Source organism: Streptomyces chrestomyceticus JCM 4735, from assembly GCF_003865135.1.
GTDB classification, from domain to species: Bacteria; Actinomycetota; Actinomycetes; order Streptomycetales; family Streptomycetaceae; genus Streptomyces; species Streptomyces chrestomyceticus.
This window is the reverse complement of record NZ_BHZC01000001.1, coordinates 2,509,298-2,526,580: the sequence shown is the minus strand read 5'-3', so window position 1 is coordinate 2,526,580 and position 17,283 is coordinate 2,509,298. Positions and strand designations below refer to the sequence as shown.

Sequence of the window (17,283 nt, the reverse complement as noted above, 5' to 3'; positions counted from 1 at the left end):
GATGTGTCAGCGTTCCTCATCGGAAGCAGACGCGGGAGAGGCGGTCAGCCGCTCCGTCTCGTCCTGTATTTCCGCGGCGATCTTCTTGAGTTCTGGCTCGAACTTGCGGCCGTGGTGGGCGCAGAAGAGCAGTTCGCCGCCGGACATCAGAACGACGCGCAGGTATGCCTGGGCGCCGCAGCGGTCGCAGCGGTCAGCGGCCGTCAGCGGGCTCGCGGGGGTCAGAACAGTAGTCACGTCGCCTCTTCTCTAGCTCGACGAGCTGTCGTACCAGGGTCAACATCCAACCAGGCCGAAAACGTTCCCGCTCGTGCCTATTCCCTGAAAATTTTTTTCCAAGGGGGCCGGGTGTTGCCGGGTGGCGGCGAATGAGCCGTATTGCGTGGTGGTCTGATTCACGTTGGTTGCTGGGCTTTTGTCCTCCCGGCTGGCTTGCCGGTTGTTCAAGAGGACGTGCCCGGAGCCTAAATGGTTCATGCCTCGAAGGGAACGTGATGTGCGCGGCACTGCGCTCTCACTCCAACGAGGGATCGAACACCTGAACGAAAGTCTACTACCATGGACACCGTCACGGGTGGCGTCACATCGGCTCTACCGGGCCTCGGTACGCTCTCACCGGCGACACCGCCACGACCGGGTCCGCGGAATGCGGGCCACCAGTAATTCAGCGAGGAGCGAACCGCGTGACCGCCGAGATGTCCGTGCCGTCCACCGCCGTGCTGACCGGGGCTGACCGGGACGGGTCCAACTACACCGCGCGGCATCTGCTCGTCCTGGAGGGACTGGAGGCCGTCCGCAAGCGTCCGGGCATGTACATCGGTTCGACGGACAGCCGCGGCCTGATGCACTGCCTCTGGGAGATCATCGACAACTCCGTCGACGAGGCACTGGGCGGCTACTGCGATCGTATCGACGTCATCCTCCACGGCGACGGCTCGGTGGAGGTCCGGGACAACGGCCGTGGCATCCCGGTCGACGTGGAGCCCAAGACCGGCCTGAGCGGCGTCGAGGTCGTGATGACCAAGCTGCACGCCGGCGGCAAGTTCGGCGGCGGCTCGTACGCGGCCTCCGGCGGTCTGCACGGCGTCGGCGCCTCGGTCGTCAACGCGCTCTCCGCCCGGCTGGACGTCGAGGTGGACCGCAACAGCAAGACCCACTCGATCAGCTTCCGCCGCGGCGTGCCCGGCATCTTCACCGAGTCCGGCCCCGACGCCCCCTTCGATCCGGCCAACGGCCTGCTCAAGGGCAAGCGCATCCCCAAGACCCGGACCGGCACGCGGGTGCGCTACTGGGCCGACCGGCAGATCTTCCTCAAGGACGCCAAGCTCTCTCTGGAGACGCTGCACGCGCGGGCGCGCCAGACGGCCTTCCTGGTGCCCGGCCTGACCCTCGTCGTACGGGACGAGCGGGGCGTCGAGAGCGAGGGCCCGACGGAGGAAACCTTCCGGTACGACGGCGGTATCAGCGAGTTCTGCGAGTACCTGGCGCAGGACAAGGCCGTCTGTGACGTGTTGCGGCTGTCCGGGCAGGGCACGTTCAAGGAGACGGTGCCGGTCCTGGACGACCGCGGCCACATGACCCCCACCGAGGTGACCCGGGAGCTGGGCGTCGATGTCGCGCTGCGCTGGGGCACCGGCTACGACACCACCGTCAAGTCCTTCGTCAACATCATCGCCACCCCCAAGGGCGGCACGCATGTGTCCGGATTCGAGCGGTCCGTGGCCAAGACCGTCAACGAGGTCCTGCGGTCGGCCAAGCTGCTGCGCGTCGCCGAGGACGACGTCGTCAAGGACGACGCCATGGAGGGGCTCACCGCGGTCGTCACCGTACGGCTCGCGGAGCCGCAGTTCGAGGGGCAGACCAAGGAGGTGCTGGGCACCTCGGCCGCCTCCCGGATCGTCGCGCAGGTCGTCGCCAAGGAGCTCAAGGCGTTCCTGACCTCCACGAAGCGGGACGCCAAGCAGCAGGCCCGCGCCGTCCTCGACAAGATCGTCGCGGCGGCCCGCACCCGCATCGCGGCCCGCCAGCACAAGGAGGCCCAGCGCCGTAAGACGGCCCTGGAGTCCTCCTCGCTGCCCGCCAAACTGGCCGACTGCCGCAGCGACGACGTCGAGCGCAGCGAGCTGTTCATCGTCGAGGGCGACTCGGCGCTGGGCACCGCCAAGCTGGCGCGCAACTCCGAGTTCCAGGCGCTGCTGCCGATCCGCGGCAAGATCCTCAATGTCCAGAAGTCGTCGGTCTCGGACATGCTCAAGAACGCCGAGTGCGGCGCGATCATCCAGGTCATAGGAGCGGGTTCCGGCCGTACCTTCGACATCGACGCGGCCCGTTACGGCAAGGTCATCTTCCTCGCCGACGCCGATGTCGACGGCGCGCACATCCGGTGCCTGCTGCTGACGCTCTTCCAGCGCTACATGCGTCCGATGGTCGAGCAGGGGCGGGTCTTCTCGGCCGTGCCGCCGCTGCACCGGGTCGAGCTGACCCAGCCCAAGAAGGGCCAGGACAAGTACATCTACACGTACTCGGACAACGAGCTGCGCCAGACCCTGCTGGAACTGCAGCGCAAGAACATCCGTTACAAGGACAGCATCCAGCGCTACAAGGGTCTGGGCGAGATGGACGCCGACCAGCTCGCGGAGACCACCATGGACCCCCGCCACCGCACCCTGCGCCGGATCAACATCAGCGACCTGGAGGCCGCCGAGAAGGCATTCGACCTGCTCATGGGCAACGAGGTCGCTCCGCGCCGGGAGTTCATCACCAGCTCCGCCGCCACGCTGGACCTCTCGCGCATCGACACGTGACGGGCCGCCGCGGGGGCGCGTGAAGCGTCCGCCCGCGCCGGTACGGGCGCCTGTCCACCCACGGGTGGAGAGGCGCCCGCCGTGTTTTCCACCCGGAGCCCACCCACACGCCGATCCGGCCGACGGTGCCCGCTCCGTAGCGTCGGGACGGTTGCTGTTCCCGTGCTTCGGAGGCCCAGGTCATGAGCGGCTCGCTCAACGTTCTCGTCATCGTCGCGATCATCGCGTTGGTGGTTGTGCGGCAGGTCAAGCCGCAGCGGCTGGCGTCGGAGAACAGGCGCTGGTGGCTGCTGCCCGCCGTCCTCGGCTTCATGGCGGTCCGCGAACCGGGCCTGGTCGACAGCGCGCACCCCACCGGATCGGCCGCCCTGCTGGCCGTCGGTGTCGTCCTCGGCCTGCTCACCGGCGCCGGCTGGGCCTGGACCATGCGGATCTGGACGGACGAGGACGGGCAGGTGTGGTCCGCCGGCCGCTGGGTCACCGTCGTGGCCTGGGTCCTCGGAGCGGGGCTGCGGTTCGGCCTGTACGGGATCGCGGTGCTGGTGGGGGTCCACCTGGGCACCCAGGCCACGATGCTGACCGTGGCCGCCACGCTGCTCGCCCGTACGGGCACCCTGATGTGGCGCGCCCAGCAGGTCCGGCCGACGTACCGTGTTGCTGCCGGTGGCTGAGACCGCGGTCCTGCGGCCCGGCCGTACGTGCCGGCGGCCCAGCCCCGGGAGCATCACGCCGGAAGGATCGTTTGTGCCGCTGAGTTTCTGGACGAGCTGGCCCTCGCGGGAAGCGCTCTCCCGCAGGGCTTCGAGCCGGACACGGGTGTGGATCGGCAGGGCCATCCGCACCGTGATCATGGCCGGTCTGCTGTGGAGCGCGCTGGCGGACCAGGCGTTCCGGGACACGGGAACAGTGCTGGGGCTGGCCGCGGTCGCGCTCTGCGGCCTGCTCCTGTGGGGGTTCTTCCGTACGACGCTGGAGCACCGGCTGTGGCCGGCCCTCGGTCTGCTGGCGCTCCTGGAGGCCGGCGCGTTCTGGTTCCACACGGAAGGCGCCAGAGTGCCCGCCGCCGTGGTGTGGGGCGCGTGCGCCGTCCTCTCGATGGCACGGCTTCCGCTGGCGGCGGCCGTGCCGTGCATGGTGGTGTCCCTGGGGGCGTACGCCACGCGCAGCCCGGACGGCTGGCTGTCGATCACGGCGACCGTCACCGGGCTCGGACTGGCCGGATACGTCGTACGGCTGGACTCCGAGGCACAGGGCAACGCGCAGCGGCTCCTGGCTCAGGAGCGAGCCGCCCGTAAGGCCGAGGCCGAGACGGCCGCACTGGCCGAGCGCGGACGCATCGCCCGTGAAGTGCACGACGTACTCGCGCACAGTCTGAGCGCGCAACTTGTGCACTTGGAGGCGGCACGGCTGTTGATCCAGCGCAGCGGCGACCTGGAGGCGGACCGGCAGCAGATCCTGGAGCGGGTCGTGGCGGCGCGCGGCATGGCCAGGGAGGGCCTGGACGGCACGCGTCAGGCCCTGTCGGCGCTGCGCGGCGAGATGGCGCCGGTGGAGGACTTCCTGCGCCATCTGACCGCCGCCGAGAACGCCCGCCTGGAGGTGACGGGGGAGCGGCGCGAGCTGTCGCCCGAAGCCGGCCTCGCACTGCGCAGAGTGGCCCAGGAGGCGCTCACGAACGTACGGAAGCACGCGCCGGGCGCGCGGGTGACCGTACGGCTCGCCTATACGGAGACCGAGGTGGAGCTGGAGGTACGGAACTCCGCCGCGCGCGGGAAGCTCCGCGATGGCGGGCCGGGGACCCTCGGCGACCTCGGCTCGTCCGGTTCCGGGTACGGTCTGCTGGGGATGCGGGAGCGCGCCGAACTCCTCGGCGGAACGCTGGACTCCGGTCCCGCCGAGGAGGGTTTCGTGGTGCGGTTGAGGGTGCCGGTATGACGGCTCGGGTCGTGGTCGCCGACGATCAGACGGTGGTGCGTGAGGGCATCGTGATGCTGCTGGGACTGCTGCCGGGCATCGAGGTCGTGGGCTCCGCCGGGGACGGTGAGGAGGCGGTACGGCTCACCGCCGAACTGGCCCCGGACGTCGTCCTGATGGACCTCCGGATGCCCCGCTGTGACGGCGTCGAGGCCACCCGGAGGATCCGGAGGGAGCACCCGGGCACCGAAGTCGTCGTCCTGACGACCTATGCGGACGACGACCACCTCTTCCCCGCGCTGGAGGCCGGCTCCCGGGGCTACCTGACGAAGGACGCGGACGGCGACGAGATCGTCCGGGCCGTCGAGGACGTGCTGTCGGGCGCGGCCGGGTTGTCGCCGCAGGTGCAGCGGCGGCTGCTGGAGCGGTTCGCGGAGCCCGTACGGGCAGCCGCCCCGGCAGCGCCGACCGAGCCCCCGGACGGGCTGACCGCGCGCGAGACGGAGGTGCTGAGGCTGGTCGCCGAGGGACTCTCCAACCCGGAGATCGCCCGGTCGCTGCACGTCTCGAACGCGACCGTGAAGACCCACATCAACAACCTCTTCGCCAAGGCCGGGCTGCGGGACCGGGCCCAGGCGATCCACTACGCCTACCGGCACGGTCTCGCACAACCGCCCGGCTCGTCCATCACCTGATGGGGTGAAGAGCCCGTGAGAACGGCGCCCGGCCGTCAGATCCAGACGTAACGGTGTTCGGGACGGCCGGTCTCCCCGTACCGGAGGCTGAGGCGGACCCGTCCGGCCCGTTCGAGGAGCTTGAGGTACCGCTGCGCGGTCTGTCGGCTCAGGCCCGCCTGCCGGGCCACCTCCTGGGCGGACAGCGGCGCGTCCGCCGTGCGCAGGACGGACCGGACCCGGTCGGCGGTGGCCGTCGAATGCCCCTTGGGCAGCTCCGCGGGGCCGGCGTTGACGGAGCCCAGCGCCCCGAAGAGCCGGTCGACTTCGGACTGTTCGGCCTGGCCGCCGCCCTCGAAGGTGCGGCGCAGGGCCGCGTAGCCCTCCAGCTTGGACCGGAGCCCGGCGAACGTGAACGGCTTGACCAGGTACTGCAGCGCCCCGTGCCGCATGGCCGCCTGGACGGTCGCGATGTCACGCGCCGCTGTCACCATGATCACGTCGGTCTGCAGGCCGCGCTGCCGCAGCCGTGAGACGAGCTGGAGGCCGGTCTCGTCGGGCAGGTAGTGGTCCAGCAGGACGAGATCGACGGAGGCGGTCTCCAGGGCGTCCAGGGCCTCGGCGGCGGAGTGGGCGAGGCGGCTGACGCGGAAACCCGGGATCTTCGCGACATACGCGGCGTTGATCTCGGCGACCCGTATGTCGTCGTCCACGACCAGTACGTCGATCATCGCGCGCCTCCTGGGCCGTCACCGGAGCCACGGCCATCGGGCCCACGCTCCTCCGAGGCGTGTGCGCCCCCGTCTCGGCCGATCGCTCCGGCTTCCCCAGCGGTGCCACCGTCCGGCACCTCCTCCGAGAGGGCGTCGGACAGCGCGTCAGGGAGCGTGACGGTGAATTCCGCGCCCCCTCCGGGGCTCTCGGCCACCGCGGCGGTGCCCCCGTACCGTTCGGCCAGGCGGCGCACGAGCGCGAGGCCGATGCCGCGCTGCCCGTGCGCAGGGGGCTCCTTGGTCGTCCAGCCCTCGGTGAAGATTTCCGCGCGCCGGGCCTCCGGCACTCCGGGGCCGTTGTCACGGACCCGGACGACCGCGGTACGACCCTCGGCGCGCACCTCGACCTCGACACACGCCCCGGGAGTGCCGGCCGTGGCATCCAGGGCGTTGTCGACCAGGTTGCCCAGGACGGTGACCAGGCTGTGCGGGTCCACCACCCGGTCCGGGAGGCGGCTGCCGGGCGCGATGCGCAACGAGACGCCGCGTTCGGTGGCGACCGTCGCCTTGCCGACCAGCAGGGACGCCAACAGCGGATCGCGCACCCGCTCGGTGACCTGCTCGGCCGTCGCCCGGTGCACGCCCACCGCCTGGGTCACGAACTCCACGGCCTCCTCGTACAGCCCCAGTTCGAGGAGGCCCAGCAGGGTGTGGAGGCGGTTGGCGTGCTCGTGGTCCTGGGCGCGCAGCGCGTCGATCAGCCCACGGGTGCCGTCCAGCTCACGGCCCAGCCGCTCCAGCTCCGTACGGTCGCGCAACGTCACCACGGCCCCTCCGTCGTCGGTCGGCATCCGGTTGGCCACCAGGACGCGCTGCCCACTGACGGTGAGCAGGTCGGCGCCGCTCACCCGGCCGGACAGCACTTCCGCGGTACGGCCGGGCGGCAGTGCCTCCGCCAAGGGCCGGCCGGCGTCCTCGGAACGCAGGTCCAGCAGGCGCTGCGCCTCGTCGTTCAGCAGACGGATACGGCCGTGCGCGTCCAGCGCGACGAAGCCCTCCCGGATGCCGTGCAGCATCGCCTCGCGCTCCGTGAGCAGGGCGGAGATGTCGGAGAAGGCCAGGTCATGGGTACGGCGCTGGAGGCGACGGGCGACCAGGTAGGCGGCCAGCGCGCCGACGGCAAGCGCTCCGCCCGCGTAGGCGAGCAGTTGCGGCACGGTGCTCAGCAGCCGCTGCTGCACGCTCTCGTAGGCGATACCGACCGAGACGGCGCCGACGATCTTCCCCTCCTCGTCCCGCAGCGGCACCTTCCCGCGCGCGGAGCGCCCCAGGGTGCCCTCGTCGATCTGCATGACCTCGCGGCCCGCCAGAACGCCGCTGGGGTCGGTGGAGACATGCCGCCCGATCTCGTCGGGATCGGTGTGCGACCAGCGCACGCCACGCGTATCCATGATCACGACGTACTCCGCCCCGGTGGCACGGCGAATGCGCTCGGCCTCGTTCTGCACGGGTCCGCCGCGGCCGGGGCGGGAGCTTTCCAGCGCGTCGTCGAGCCTCGATTCGGCGGCGGTGGTCTGGGCGATGGCCAAGGCCCGGCGCATCGCCTGGTCGTCGAGCTGTGCGCTGAGCGGCGCGAGGAAGAGGCCGGTGGCGAGCGCGGTGACACCGGCGGCGATGGCCAACTGCACCAGCAGCACCTGCGCGAAGACGCGGCGCGGCCAGCCCACGCGGAGACGCAGCCCCGACAGCACGGAACGCAGCGACGACGGCACGGCACGCAGCCCGCTGCCGGCGGGCCGGTCCGTACGCGGGGGCGCGCTGCTTTCGGCCTGTTCGCTCATATGAACGAACAGTAGGCGGGGTGGGGTGCGGCTCGGTAGCCAGGTCGAGGGCGAGCGGCTGAGGCGACCGGAGCGCCTGTGGGCAAGTGATGAGGAGTTATCCACAGGGCTTTCGCGAGCTTACCGAGCGTGGTTAACCTCGAAGAGTCACAGAGAGTGACCGGCTGCTGGCGGCGAAAGCGGCGGGGCGGTCAGAAGAGGTTCGAGGGATTCAAGGACTTCGTGGGACTCAAGGGGGCGTCATGAGGGCGGAGACGGTGGGTGCTGTTGGGAGGCGCCGGGGAAGGTGCGGAAGGCGCGGTAGGTGCGGAGGAAGTGGGGGAGGCGGAGGGCGCGTGCGGTGCGGCGAGCGCGGGGGAGACGGTCGAGCGGTTGCTTCAGCCGAGAGGGCGTACGGAGAGTACGGCCAGGCGGGCGGGCCTGCCGAGCGGAGAACCGCAACTGACCGGCGCGGGGATGCCGTCGGCGCGCTGCTGGACGGTGACCAGCCAGGACCGGCCGTCGCGGTGCGTGACGGTGACGGCCCAGGTGGGGGCGGGGGCCTCGTTGTGGGCGGCCGTCGAAGGTGCCGGGGTCGTAGTGCTGGTGTCCTTGTGGCGAGGGCCTTCCGCCGCCTCGCTCGCGCCCTTTCCGCCGCCGACAGGAGGCGGCACGGATTCACAGCGCACGATGTCGATCGCGTCCGCCCGGTCCTCGCGTATCAGCTCGCGCACGGCGAGGTCGGCGGCCTGCGCCGGGCGCTCCCAGGCCGAGCGGCCACGGCAGTGGTCCAGCAGGATCCGACCGTCCCGGGCCGACGCCACGGCCTCCTTGACCAGCGGAGCGGAAGCCCGCCCGTAGGCGTAGCCGTACGGGAGGACGAAGAGGGTGGGGGAGAAGCGGTGACCGCCGATGTGGGTGACTTCCCACGCCTCGGCGCCGCTGTCGGCGAGTTCGGAGGCCAGTGGGCGTCCGAGGACGGCGCAGCAGCGGTCACGCTTGCCGTTGGTGCAGACGAAGACCAGCGGTTCACCGTCATACGGATCCCAGAGCCCACCGTGCTCACCCGCGCCCAACCGGGCGAAGTCGAGGTGCAGCAGGGCTGCCGGGTCGGTGACGGAGGTGGTCCGGATCCAGGGGCGATCGGGTGTGGTGTGGGCAAGGAAAGCCCTGCGGGCGGCGGCCCCGTGGCAGTCCGCGTGCCGGCCCGGTCGGCGGACGAGCGCCACCCGTACGCCCGTGTTCTCCGCCGCCGATTCCAAGGCCCGGCCGATGCGGGGATCGAGGTGGCTCTCGGTCAGCGCCTCAGTACCCCAGGGCCCGGTCTGCTCGACGAGCAGCCAGGTCCGGGCGGTGGCCGAAGTGCCCGCGACAGGCTCGGCGGCCTCGCGGGAAGCGGTTGCGCACGTGCTCACATAGGTAACCCTAACCTGCCGCGGAGCGGCTGGAATCCCGAACCGATACCGGGGGCATCTGAAACCGAGAACGCATGAGCTGGGAGGTGAACGGGGAGGGCGACGAGCCGGGTTGGGGATGGGTGTCTTCGCTGGTGGGCCGACGGCGGGATCGCCGTGAGGTCGCCCGCAAGGCTCGGCCAGGAGGGAGCGAACGGTGTGACATGAGCGAGGTGGTGCGAGCGACTCGGTGCGAACGGTGCAGCTCGGTGCGTACGGTGCGGCTCGGTTGAGCAGGGGGCGAGGTGAGTGGCGTGGCGCGTGGCGCGGTCAGGTGCGGGGGGCGCTGAGGTAGAAGCCGCAGGTGCAGACGAGGGCGACTTCGGGGCTGGGTATCGGCGGAGCTGCTGATGGGCGGGATGGCGTCTTGGTGCTCAGCGGTACTCGCGAGTAGAGGGCTAGGCCCCAGGTGCTGGCGGATCCGCTGCAGCGCAGGCGCATCTGTTCGCCGTCGTTCGAGCGAGGCGATCGACAGTGAACCCTGTCGTTCAGGCTTCCTTGTCAGCGCGCCTGGCCGCTCTTCGGCCCGATTCCTTCGGTCCTGGTCGGGGTCCGTCCGGGGCGAACGAGGCCGGGGCGGTGGTTTTCGCCGTACGGCGCGTGCCGTACCAAGCCGGTACGGCGGACTCCCCCCCAGGCGCCCCAGTCGAGGTCGAAGCTGCCCAAGTGGCCTCCTGCACCGGCCATTGCGGGGCTGGGGCAGTGACTGGCGGGGCGGGCTTCGGGGGCCAATGGTTCACTTCGGCCGATCAGTCCGCCCACCGTGCTCGTGGGCGCCCCGGACCCACAACCCCGAGTGCCGTCGAACGGGTTGCATGTGGAGACTGTGCGTCGTTGAGGGGCCGGTGCGCCCAGGGGCCTGCCGTACCGCTCCCACGCTGGTCGTGCCCGGAACCGCCCGGCGAGGCCGCCCCGTGAGGCCGCCAGGCGGGGCATCGCCCGTGCATGTCGGCGTCGACCGGCTGCCGCCCCACCCTGGCCCCCGGCCGGGTCAGGGGAGGGGCTGGGGTGGGGTGGGGCCTGTGTAGTGGCCGTTGGGGCGTAGGCGCATGGGGCGTTCTGCGTACTCCTCCAGGGCGTGGGCGATCCAGCCTGCGGTCCGGGCCACCGCGAAGACGGTTTCGCCGGCCTCGGGGGTCATGTTGGCCGTGACGGTCAGTACGCCCAGGGCGAGGTCGACGTTGGCGTGGAGTGCGGTGTGGCGGGCGGTCGTGGCGGCCACCTCGCGTGCGGCCCGCAGTGCCGGGGCGGCGTGCGGTACGTCCTCCAGGAGGCGGAACAGGGTACGGGCGCGCGGGTCTTCGCCCCGGTAGAGGCGGTGGCCGAGGCCCGGTACCCGGCGTCCGGCGCGCAGGTGGTCCGCCACCACGGCCGCCGCGCTGCCCCGTTCCAGCACGTCTTGGAGCATGCGGTGGGTGAGGCTGCTCGCGGCGCCGTGCAGCGGGCCGTCCAAGGCGCCGAAACCGGCCGACACGACGGTGTACGGGTGGGCCCGCGCGGAGGCGGCCACCCGGGCGGCCAGCGTGGAGGCGGCCAGGTCGTGGTCGATGAGCAGGACGAGCGCCGCGGCCAGCACGCGTAGTGACGCCTCGTCAGGTCGCTGCTCGGTGAGGCGGGACCACAGGCGGCGGGCGATCGGGGAGGTGGCGCGGTCCGTTCCGCTTTCCAGGCGGGGCAGGGCGTCGACGAGTACGGGGATGAGTGAGCGCGCCGTACCCAGGACGGCGGCCTCGGACAGGTCGAAGCGCAGCGGGTCGGCGGAGGCCGCCGCCACCACCGCGACGCGCAGCCGGTCCATCGGGCTGCTGTGGGCGGGCAGTGCGTCGACGGCCCGTCGGGCGGCCGCCAGGGCTTCCTCCGGGGCGGTGAAGTGGACGCCGGGGCGCAGTACGCCGGTCCAGAGCCACTCGGCGACCTCTTCGTAGCCGTAGCGGCCGGCCAGCTCGGTCGAGTCCACGCCGCGGAAGTAGCAGCGGTCCGCGTCGATGAGGGTGATGCCGGTACGGAGCGCCAGGTCGCCGCTGCCGGCGGACGGCTCACGCCGGGCGCCGCGTCGGGCGAGGGCGTCCACTTCCTCGGCGTCGAAGGTGCTGCCCCGGCCACCGGGCGCCCGGCGGCTGGTCAACTGGCCGCGGCTGACGTAGGCGTAGATCGTCTCCGGCTTCACGCCGAGCCGGTCGGCTGCTTCCCGGGTGGTCAGCCGCCGTTCGCTGCTGCTGCCTCCGGTGCTGCCGACGCCGTCGGCGACATCTCCGGTACTGCCGGCGCCGTCACCGAGGACGCCGGTGCTGCCGCCACTTCCTCCGCCGGCCGAACCGATGCAGGAATCGCCGGGACCGCCATCCGGATCATCCGGGCTGCCGGAGTCGTCGGGGCCGCTGGAGCTGTCGCGGCCGTCGGAGTCGCTGCTGGCGCCATGGAGTCCGTCGCCGTGGCGACCCCCACCGCCGTCGCCGGCGCTTGCGCCCGTACCTCCACAATTGCCGCCCGTCCCGCCATCGCCGACGCCTCCGAGATCGCTACCCCCGCCCCCACCGCCATCGATCCCGCCGATCTGCTCCCCGCCTTTCCCGCGGCCCACCACACCCCGCCCCTCGCCCGTTCCCTGATCCATTCCCCGATCCGCCATGCCCTTCATGCCCCAACCCTATCGATTGATCCCGCGCATGTATTGATCTGATCAACATTGACACCCGTCCAATCCAGAATAGACAGTCAAGTCAATGGGAGTGCCCAGGAGACAGACACAGGGAGGACCGTCATGTCGATTGCCGAGGCCGGCGCGACGTTCGACGCGCCCCGCGGGCTTGCGGGAGTGATCGTCACCGAGACCGAGCTGGGGGACGTACGGGGCGGGGAGGGCTTTTACCACTACCGGCAGTACTCCGCCGTGGAGCTCGCGCAGAGCCGTACCTTCGAGGATGTCTGGCACCTGATGCTCCGCGGGTACCTGCCGGACGCGGAGCAGCGCGCGGCCTTCCAGGCGGAGACCGTGGCGCTGCGTCACCTGCCCGGCGCCGTACGGGACGCACTGCCCGGTATCGCCCGTGCGAGCGCCCGCAGCGGCCCGCTCGCGGGGCTGCGTACCGCGCTCTCCCTGCTCGGCGCGGCAGCGGACTTCCAGCCTCTCTACGACATCGACGCCCGGCAGCGTGGCGCTGACGCGCTCGCCGCATGCGCCGCCGTACCCACCGTGCTCACCGCGCTGCACCGCATCGGCCGCGGCCTGGAACCGGTCGAGCCGCGGGACGACCTCCCGTACGCCGCCAACTACCTGTACATGCTCACCGGTGAGGAGCCGGACCCCGCGCGTACCCGTGCCATCGAGCGGTACCTGATCTGCACCGTCGACCACGGCTTCAACGCGTCGACGTTCACCGCCCGCGTCATCGCCTCCACGGGCGCCGACCTCGCGGCCTGCCTGGCGGGTGCGGTCGGCGCGCTCTCCGGGCCGCTGCACGGCGGCGCGCCCAGCCGGGCGCTGGACTCCCTCGACGCCATCGGCAGCCCGGACCGTATCGACGCCTGGATCCGCGAACGGGTCGGTTCGGGCGAGCGGATCATGGGATTCGGGCACCCCGTCTATCGCACCGAGGACCCGCGCTCGCGGATGCTGCGCGACATCGCCCGGGGGTTCGGCGGACCGCTCGTGGACTTCGCGGTGCAGGTGGAGGAGCGGGTCGAGGCGCTGCTCGCCGAGCTCAAGCCCGGCCGGGAACTGCACACCAACGTCGAGTTCTACGCGGGTGTGGTGATGGAGCTGTGCGGTCTGCCGCGTGAGATGTTCACTCCCACCTTCTGTGCGGCCCGGGTGGTCGGGTGGAGCGCCAATATCCTGGAGCAGGCGGACGACTCGAAGATCATCCGCCCGGCGGCCCGCTATGTCGGTCCGCCCCCGCCGCAGCCGGTGCCCGCCGCGCTGAACTGACGGCGTGCCGGACCGACGGCGCGCCGCCGCACCGACGTACGACGATGGAGGCGCCCCCTTGGCCCCGCAGGCCCCGCGACAGATTCCGGTCATCGTGCTCGCCGGATTCCTCGGTTCCGGCAAGACGACCCTGCTCAACCATCTGCTGGGCCGCAGCGGCGGCAGCCGCGTCGGAGCGGTCGTCAACGACTTCGGCAGCATCGAGATCGACGCCATGACGGTGGCCGGGCAGGTCGACTCGATGGTCTCGCTGGGCAACGGCTGTCTGTGCTGCGCCGTCGACACCAGCGAGCTGGACGAGTACCTGGAACGGCTGGCCCGGCCGTCGGCCCGTATCGATGTGATCGTCATCGAGGCGAGCGGCCTGGCCGAGCCCCAGGAACTCATCCGCATGGTCCTGGCCAGCGAGAACGACCGGATCGTCTACGGCGGACTGGTCGAGGTCGTCGACGCGGCGGAGTTCGGGGCCACCCGGGCCCGGCACCCGGAGATCGACCGGCATGTGGCCATCGCCGATCTGGTGGTCCTGAACAAGGCCGACCGGATCGGGGAGGCGGAGCAGCGCTCGCTGCTGGAGACCCTTGCCGAGCTGAGCCCGGGGACGCCGGTCGTGCCCGCCGCGTACGGGCGGATCGACCCGGAGCTGTTCTTCGACCGCAAGCCGCGCGAGGCGGACGACGAGGCGGTCCGTCAGTTGTCCTTCGAGGATCTGTTCCGTGAGGAAGCGGAGGCCGAGGAGGGGGACGAGTGTGGTGAGCACGGGCCGGGGTGTGGTGGCCACGGCCACGGTCATCGGCAGCACCTCCACGCCGCGTACGAGAGTGTCGCGTTCGAGTCGGACGAGCCGATGAACCCGCGCCGGCTCATGGCCTTCCTGGACAGCAGGCCCGCCGGTCTCTACCGGATCAAGGGGTTCGTCCACTTCGACGTACCGGAGAACCGCCAGAAGTTCGCCGTGCACGCGGTCGGCGACTTCCTGCGCTTCTACCCGTCGCCGTGGCAGCCGGACGAGGAGCGCCGCACCCAGCTCGTCCTGATCGGCAGCGGGGTCGACACGGCGGCGGTACGCAAGGAGCTGACCGACTGCCGGGAGACGGGCCCGGAGCGCGCCGACGTGAACAGCATGTGGGGCGTACTCCGGTACGTACCGTCCACGGGCGAGCCTGATGAGACCGCTGACTTCGCCGGTCCGGACGAGCCGGAGGAGCCGGAGCGGCCGGGGGAGTCGGAGCGGCCGGGGGAGTCGGAGCGGCCGGGGGAACCCGACAACCGGTAGCCGTCGGCAGCCCGCCTCTCGCGGACACCGAGCCCCCGTGGACGCCGCGACGGGCAAGGCAACGCCCCCGGCCCGGCCGCAGCCGTCCCAGGGGCGTCGTCACCGTTCTCGACGCGGAACCGTGCCCGCTACACCGGCCCGGCGAGCGCGGCGACCGGCTTCGTCAGTGGTACGCCCGAGCCGTCCCGGCGCGGGTCCGGCTCCGGCAGGTCGACCGGGACACCCTTGGCGTTCGCCGCCCGCACCGGCGCGGCGCCCGCCCAGGCCAGGGAGAGACAGTCCTCACCCTTCAGGAACCGCTGGCAGCGCACGCCGCCGGTCGCCCGGCCCTTGCGCGGGTACTGGTCGAAGGGAGTGAGCTTGGCCGTGGAGACGGAGTCGTCGAGGGTGCCGTGCGAGCCGGAGACGGTGAAGACCATGGCGTCGGCACCGGGGTCGACGGCCGAGAAGAAGATGACCTTCGCGTCCGGGCCCAGCTTGATGCCCGTCATACCGCCCGCCGGCCGCCCCTGCGGCCGTACCTGCCCCGCCGGATAGCGCAGAAGCTGCGCCTCGTCGGTGATGAAGACCAGGTCCTCCTCGCCCGTGCGCAGCTCGGCGGCGCCCACGATGCGGTCGCCCTCCTTGAGGGTGATGACCTCCAACTCCTCCTTGTGCGACGGATAGTCCGGCACCACGCGCTTGACGATGCCCTGCTGCGTGCCGAGGGCCAGGCCCGGCGAGGACTCGTCCAGCGTCATCAGGCAGATCAGTTCCTCGCCGTCCTGGAGGCTGAGGAACTCGGAGACCGGCGCGCCGCCCGACAGGGTCGGTGCCGCGATGGTGTCGGGGAGCTGCGGCAGGTCGACGACCTGGAGCCGCAGCAGCCGACCGGTGGACGTCACCGCGCCCACCTCGCCGCGCGTGGTGGCCGGCACCGCCGAGACGATCACGTCGTGCTTGACGCGCTTGGCCTCCGCGTCGAAATTGACTTCGCCGTTGGCCGTACGGGCCAGCAGGCCCGTGGAGGACAGCAGCACCCGGCACGGGTCGTCGGCGACCTCCAGCGGCATCGCGGACACCGGGGCGCCCGCCGACTCCAGCAGCACGGTGCGCCGGTCCGTGCCGTACTTCTTGGCCACCGCGGCCAGCTCGCCGGAGACCAGCTTGCGCAACTCGGCGTCCGATTCGAGGATCTTGGTCAGCTCCTCGATCTCCGCCTTGAGCTTGTCGCGCTCCGACTCCAGCTCGATCCGGTCGAACTTGGTCAGGCGGCGCAGCGGGGTGTCGAGGATGTACTGCGTCTGGATGTCGCTCAGCGAGAAGCGGTCCATCAGCCGTTCCTTGGCCTGGGCGCTGTTCTCGCTGGAGCGGATGAGGCGGATCACCTCGTCGATGTCGACCAGGGCCGTGAGCAGGCCCTCGACCAGGTGGAGGCGGTCGCGCTTCTTGGTACGGCGGAATTCGCTGCGCCGGCGCACCACGTCGAAGCGGTGGTCGACGTAGACCTCCAGCAGCTCCTTGAGGCCCAGCGTCAGCGGCTGGCCGTCCACCAGCGCGACGTTGTTGATGCCGAAGGACTCCTCCATGGCCGTGAGCTTGTAGAGCTGCTCCAGGACGGCCTCCGGGTTGAAGCCGTTCTTGATCTCGATGACCAGGCGCAGGCCGTGCTCGCGGTCCGTGAGGTCCTTGACGTCCGCGATGCCCTGGAGCTTCTTCGCGCCCACCAGGTCCTTGATCTTGGAGATGACCTTCTCGGGGCCGACCGCGAACGGCAGTTCGGTGACGACCAGCCCCTTGCGGCGGGCGGTGACGTTCTCCACCGAGACCGTGGCGCGGATCTTGAAGGTGCCGCGTCCCGACTCGTAGGCATCACGGATGCCGCCCAGGCCGACGATCCGGCCACCGGTCGGAAGGTCGGGGCCCGGCACGTACTTCATCAGCGTGTCGAGGTCGGCGTTCGGGTGCTTGATGAGGTGGCGGGCGGCGGCGATGACCTCGCCGAGGTTGTGCGGCGGCATGTTCGTCGCCATGCCGACCGCGATGCCGGACGCGCCGTTGACGAGGAGGTTCGGGTAGGCGGCCGGCAGGGCGACCGGCTCCTGCTCCTGGCCGTCGTAGTTCGGGGCGAAGTCGACCGTGTCCTCGTCGATGGACTCCGTCATCAGGGAGGTCGCCGAGGCCATCTTGCACTCGGTGTACCGCATGGCGGCGGGCGGGTCGTCGTTGCCGAGCGAGCCGAAGTTGCCGTGGCCGTCCACCAGCGGCAGCCGCATGGAGAAGGACTGCGCCATCCGCACCAGGGCGTCGTAGATGGAGGCGTCGCCGTGCGGGTGGAGCTTACCCATCACCTCGCCGACGACACGGGCGCACTTGACGTAGCTGCGCTCGGGACGCAGCCCCATCTCGTTCATCTGATAGAGGATGCGGCGGTGTACGGGCTTGAGGCCGTCGCGGGCGTCCGGGAGGGCGCGGGAGTAGATGACCGAGTACGCGTACTCAAGGAAGGAGCCCTGCATCTCGTCGACGACGTCGATGTCGAGGATCCTCTCCTCGAAGTCGTCCGGCGGCGGGGTCTTCGTGCTACGGCGGGCCATCGCGGCTGCGGCTCCTTCGCTTGCGTCCTGCTGCTTGCCGATGCGGGATCAACGTTCGGGTCTTTCGCGGACCATTGTGGCCCGGCCCACTGACAACGCCGACCGCGACCCTCCCCAGGCCCCG

General features: G+C 71.1%; 12 protein-coding genes. 6 read left to right on the top strand and 6 right to left on the bottom strand.

Features of this window, described 5'->3' with window-relative positions:
* Positions 1-6: 6 nt before the first annotated feature.
* Positions 7-237 (bottom strand): DUF7455 domain-containing protein, encoded by a 231-nt coding sequence (locus EJG53_RS10305; protein WP_003981845.1) that lies wholly within the window; start codon positions 235-237, stop codon positions 7-9.
* 446 nt (positions 238-683) lie between these two features.
* Between EJG53_RS10305 and EJG53_RS10300 the strand changes: the two genes are divergently transcribed.
* The 4 genes from EJG53_RS10300 to EJG53_RS10285 all read left to right on the top strand — a co-directional run bounded on the left by EJG53_RS10300 (position 684) and on the right by EJG53_RS10285 (position 5,413).
* A complete protein-coding gene (locus tag EJG53_RS10300; RefSeq protein WP_125044606.1) occupies positions 684-2,804 on the top strand; it encodes a DNA gyrase/topoisomerase IV subunit B in 2,121 nt (706 codons plus the stop codon).
* Positions 2,805-2,986: 182 nt separating this feature from the next.
* Positions 2,987-3,475: a DUF1453 domain-containing protein gene (locus tag EJG53_RS10295; RefSeq protein WP_125044605.1), complete on the top strand. Its 489-nt coding sequence runs from the start codon at positions 2,987-2,989 to the stop codon at positions 3,473-3,475.
* Positions 3,476-3,548: 73 nt separating this feature from the next.
* Positions 3,549-4,739, top strand: a complete 1,191-nt coding sequence (locus EJG53_RS10290; RefSeq protein WP_125044604.1) for a sensor histidine kinase — start codon at positions 3,549-3,551, stop codon at positions 4,737-4,739.
* Complete coding sequence (locus EJG53_RS10285) at positions 4,736-5,413, top strand: response regulator transcription factor (protein ID WP_125044603.1); 678 nt, start codon at positions 4,736-4,738, stop codon at positions 5,411-5,413. Before EJG53_RS10290 ends, EJG53_RS10285 begins: the two co-directional genes overlap by 4 nt.
* Positions 5,414-5,448: 35 nt before the next feature.
* On the opposite strand, the gene EJG53_RS10280 is transcribed toward EJG53_RS10285, so the two are convergent.
* From EJG53_RS10280 to EJG53_RS10265, 4 genes are all read right to left on the bottom strand, one after another.
* Complete coding sequence (locus EJG53_RS10280) at positions 5,449-6,123, bottom strand: DUF7342 family protein (protein WP_125044602.1); 675 nt, start codon at positions 6,121-6,123, stop codon at positions 5,449-5,451.
* A complete protein-coding gene (locus EJG53_RS10275) occupies positions 6,120-7,946 on the bottom strand; it encodes an ATP-binding protein (protein WP_244955087.1) in 1,827 nt (608 codons plus the stop codon). The genes EJG53_RS10280 and EJG53_RS10275 overlap by 4 nt, the downstream gene beginning before the upstream one ends.
* A gap of 377 nt (positions 7,947-8,323) precedes the next feature.
* Positions 8,324-9,340 carry a sucrase ferredoxin gene (locus tag EJG53_RS10270; RefSeq protein WP_125044601.1) on the bottom strand — a complete coding sequence of 339 codons (1,017 nt, stop codon included), beginning with the start codon at positions 9,338-9,340 and terminating at the stop codon, positions 8,324-8,326.
* A gap of 1,030 nt (positions 9,341-10,370) precedes the next feature.
* Positions 10,371-11,579, bottom strand: a complete 1,209-nt coding sequence (locus EJG53_RS10265) for a citrate synthase (protein WP_125049295.1) — start codon at positions 11,577-11,579, stop codon at positions 10,371-10,373.
* Positions 11,580-12,140: 561 nt separating this feature from the next.
* Between EJG53_RS10265 and EJG53_RS10260 the strand changes: the two genes are divergently transcribed.
* Both EJG53_RS10260 and EJG53_RS10255 read left to right on the top strand, forming a co-directional pair.
* Positions 12,141-13,307 carry a citrate synthase/methylcitrate synthase gene (locus EJG53_RS10260; RefSeq protein WP_125044600.1) on the top strand — a complete coding sequence of 389 codons (1,167 nt, stop codon included), beginning with the start codon at positions 12,141-12,143 and terminating at the stop codon, positions 13,305-13,307.
* Positions 13,308-13,365: 58 nt separating this feature from the next.
* Positions 13,366-14,583, top strand: a complete 1,218-nt coding sequence (locus EJG53_RS10255; protein ID WP_244955086.1) for a CobW family GTP-binding protein — start codon at positions 13,366-13,368, stop codon at positions 14,581-14,583.
* A 128-nt stretch (positions 14,584-14,711) separates the two neighbouring features.
* On the opposite strand, the gene EJG53_RS10250 is transcribed toward EJG53_RS10255, so the two are convergent.
* Positions 14,712-17,159: a DNA gyrase/topoisomerase IV subunit A gene (locus tag EJG53_RS10250; RefSeq protein ID WP_125044599.1), complete on the bottom strand. Its 2,448-nt coding sequence runs from the start codon at positions 17,157-17,159 to the stop codon at positions 14,712-14,714.
* Between the last annotated feature and the right edge of the window lie 124 nt (positions 17,160-17,283).

Coding starts and splice junctions, on each gene's coding strand:
- EJG53_RS10260 (WP_125044600.1), top strand. CDS start 12,141: ATGTCGATTGCCGAGGCCGGCGCGACGTTCGACGCGCCCCGCGGGCTT.
- EJG53_RS10275 (WP_244955087.1), bottom strand. CDS start 7,946: ATGAGCGAACAGGCCGAAAGCAGCGCGCCCCCGCGTACGGACCGGCCC.
- EJG53_RS10250 (WP_125044599.1), bottom strand. CDS start 17,159: ATGGCCCGCCGTAGCACGAAGACCCCGCCGCCGGACGACTTCGAGGAG.
- EJG53_RS10295 (WP_125044605.1), top strand. CDS start 2,987: ATGAGCGGCTCGCTCAACGTTCTCGTCATCGTCGCGATCATCGCGTTG.
- EJG53_RS10280 (WP_125044602.1), bottom strand. CDS start 6,123: ATGATCGACGTACTGGTCGTGGACGACGACATACGGGTCGCCGAGATC.
- EJG53_RS10285 (WP_125044603.1), top strand. CDS start 4,736: ATGACGGCTCGGGTCGTGGTCGCCGACGATCAGACGGTGGTGCGTGAG.